Raw genomic sequence first — 3,087 nt, 5'->3', positions numbered from 1 at the left:
GACCATGCTCATGCGGCCACCTTGCCTTGGTCGAGGCCAATTGCAGAGCGCACGGCGCGGACGACGATCTCGCGCGCCGCTTGCTCCCGATACTCGGCGCTGCCGCGCACATCGGCGATCGGCGACAATTCATCGAACGGCGCCGACAGCACCGCGTCGGCAAGCGCCTCACCGATCGGACGCCCGCGCAGGACCGCCTCGACGCCTGCGAGGCGGCGGGCGACCGCGGAGCAGGATCCGACCGCGATCGCCGCTTCGGCGACGACGCCATTCTCGACCACGAGCCGCGCCGCAGTCATGGCGATCGAGATGACGAGGTAGCGACGGGCGCCGAGCTTGACGAAGGCCGAGGTGCCGACCGCGGAACGCTTCGGCACGCGGATGGCTGTGACCATCTCGCCTGGCTGCAGCGCCGTGCGGCGATTGCCAAGTATGAACGCGTCGAGCGGCAGATGACGGGGGGCTTTCGCCGACCGCAATTCGACATCGGCGTCGAGCGCAAGCAGCGCCGGCACGCCGTCGGCGGCGGGCGAGGCGTTGCAGAGATTGCCGGCAATCGAGGCGACGTTCTGGATCTGGACCGAGCCGACTTCGCGCGCGGCCGATTTCAGCGCGTCGAAGGCGGGCGGGAGTGGGTGACGGACAATATCGGTCCAGGTGGTGCGGGCACCGATCCGCCAGTTTTCGTCCGTCTCTTCGATGCCGCGCAGTTCGGCGAGACCGTTGATGTCGAGTATGTTGTCGCGGAAGGGTCTTGCGCCCTGGGCGGGGTAGAAATCGGTGCCGCCGGCGAGAATGCGCCAGCGATCCTCGCCAAGCAGCGCGAGCGCCTCGTCGACCGTGGTGGGTTTCGCGTAACGGATCACGCTCTGCCTTCCAGAACCTTCCCAGAAACGAGCCGTCCCCGATTGGCCCGCCCAAAGCGCCTTGCCCTGGGACTTTCCGCCGGTATCCAGACCGGTCAAATTCATTCGTATGCAAATGATATCAGGCCGTTCGGAATTGTCAAAGCCGGAGTTGGCAGGGCAAGGACCTGAACGCGATTGTTATGGTGCCGGAGGTTGACGCCGCCGCCCATCTGGTCAAGGTTCCGTGTCCGGTCGCGTCAGCGGCTTTGGACTGGAGCCTCAAGCCGATACCAGGGGGGCCCAAACGAGAGGGAAGCCGCATGGCCGACGAAGCGCTGATCGTCATCGACCTGCAGAACGATTTTTGTCCAGGCGGCGCGCTGGCGGTGGCCGGCGGCGACGAGATCGTGCCTTTGGTCAATGACTTGATCCGGCGGACCGACCACGTGATCCTGACGCAGGACTGGCACCCGGCCGGACATTCGAGCTTCGCCTCCAGCCATCCGGGCAAGCAGCCGTTTGAAACCATCGAGATGCCTTATGGGCCGCAGACGCTGTGGCCGGACCATTGCATCCAGGGCAGCCTCGGTTCCGATTTCCATTCCGGGCTCGCCTGGACCAAGGCCGAGCTGGTGCTCCGCAAGGGGTTCCGCACAGCGATCGACTCCTATTCGGCGTTCTTCGAGAACGACCATAAGACACCGACCGGCCTTGGCGGCTACCTCAAGGAGCGCGGCATCGACACGATCACACTGGTCGGGCTCGCCACCGATTTCTGCGTTGCCTTCTCGGCGCTCGACGCGGTGAAGCAGGGTTTCAAGACGACAGTCCGGCTCGACGCCTGCCGCGGCATCGACCTCAACGGCTCGGTGGAGGCGATGCTGAAGCGCATGCGCGAAGCCGGCGTGACGCTCGAAGACCACTCGGCGGATTGACCGGACCGTGGGGAAAGGCCCCCTCACCCGGATTGCCAGCCGAATTGCGAAGGGCAATTCGGGGCAATCCGACCTCTCCCCGAGGGGAGAGGAGATAGCTGGTTTGCGGCGCCGGAAAGCGGGTTCCCCCTTCTCCCCTTGTGGGAGAAGGTGTCGCCGAAGGCGACGGATGAGGGGTGCTCCAGGGAAAGCCGGCGTCTCACTCCGCTGGAACACCCCTCATCCGTCTCGGCGCTATCGCGCCGATCCACCTTCTCCCACAAGGGGAGAAGGGAAAACGCGCCGCGGCCGGATGATTTTTCCATTCGCGGCGCTCGCCATAGCGCTGCTGCTCCCAGGGCAGGCGCTGGCCGCCGAAATCCATGAACTGCCCGGCGCCGCCATGTCGCTATGGTGGGGACTGCCCTTTGCCGGCCTGCTGCTGTCGATCGCGACCGGACCGCTGCTCTTTCATCACCTGTGGGAACATCATTACGGCAAGATCGCCGCCGGCTGGGCAGCGCTGGCGGTGGTCCCGCTGGCCGTCGCTTTCGGCATACCGACGGCAGGCGAGGCCGTGCTGCACACGCTGCTCAGCGAATACATGTCCTTCATCATCCTGCTGTTCGCGCTCTACACCATCTCGGGCGGCATCCTGCTCGCCGGCAACATCCACGGCACGCCGCTCACCAATGCCGGGCTGCTGCTCATCGGCGCGCTGCTTGCCTCGGTCATCGGCACGACCGGCGCCTCGATGATCCTAATCCGGCCGATGCTGCGCGCCAACGACAACCGGCCGTTCAACGCCCATGTGGTGATCTTCTTCATCTTCCTGGTCTCCAACATCGGCGGCTCGCTGACGCCGCTCGGCGATCCGCCGCTGTTCGTCGGCTTCCTGCGCGGCGTGGATTTCTTCTGGACGACAGTGCACATCCTGCCGGACACGCTTTTTGTCGGCGGGCTGGTGCTGGCGGTGTTCCTGGCGATCGATCTGGTCCTGCATCGCCGCGAGGCCGGCATGCCGAAGATCAAGGACCCGACGCCCGATACAAAGGTGCGCCTGCGCGGGCTCGCCAACCTGCCGCTGCTCGCCGGCGTGATCGGCGCGATCCTGCTTTCGGCGAGCTGGAAGCCGGGCGTCAGCATCCCAATCCTTGGCGTCAGCCTCGAGTTGCAGAACCTGGTGCGCGACGTCATCATCCTGGTGCTGGCCTTCCTGTCCTTGAAGGTCTCGTACAAGAGCCATCGCGAGGCCAACGGCTTCACCTGGGGGCCGATCGCCGAGGTGGCGAAATTGTTTGCCGGCATCTTCATCTGCATCGTGC

Annotated in this window: 3 protein-coding genes; 2 read left to right on the top strand and 1 reads right to left on the bottom strand. The window is 65.4% G+C overall.

What is annotated here, in order from left to right; translation table 11 throughout:
• Positions 1-8: 8 nt before the first annotated feature.
• Positions 9-866 (bottom strand): xanthine dehydrogenase family protein subunit M, encoded by an 858-nt coding sequence (locus EOA27_RS29345; RefSeq protein WP_126079972.1) that lies wholly within the window; start codon positions 864-866, stop codon positions 9-11.
• Positions 867-1,168: 302 nt separating this feature from the next.
• Here EOA27_RS29345 and pncA point away from each other — a divergent pair, with 302 nt between their 5' ends.
• On the top strand, positions 1,169-1,783 hold the full coding sequence (gene pncA / locus EOA27_RS29340; protein WP_126079973.1) for a bifunctional nicotinamidase/pyrazinamidase: 615 nt from the start codon (positions 1,169-1,171) through the stop codon (positions 1,781-1,783).
• A 292-nt stretch (positions 1,784-2,075) separates the two neighbouring features.
• Positions 2,076-3,087, top strand: a 1,012-nt coding sequence (locus EOA27_RS29335) for a sodium:proton antiporter (RefSeq protein ID WP_127257866.1), incomplete at its 3' end; no start/stop codon positions are given.

Source organism: Mesorhizobium sp. M2A.F.Ca.ET.037.01.1.1, assembly GCF_003998075.1.
Classification (GTDB): Bacteria; Pseudomonadota; Alphaproteobacteria; order Rhizobiales; family Rhizobiaceae; genus Mesorhizobium.
This window is presented reverse-complemented; position numbering and strand designations above follow the sequence as displayed.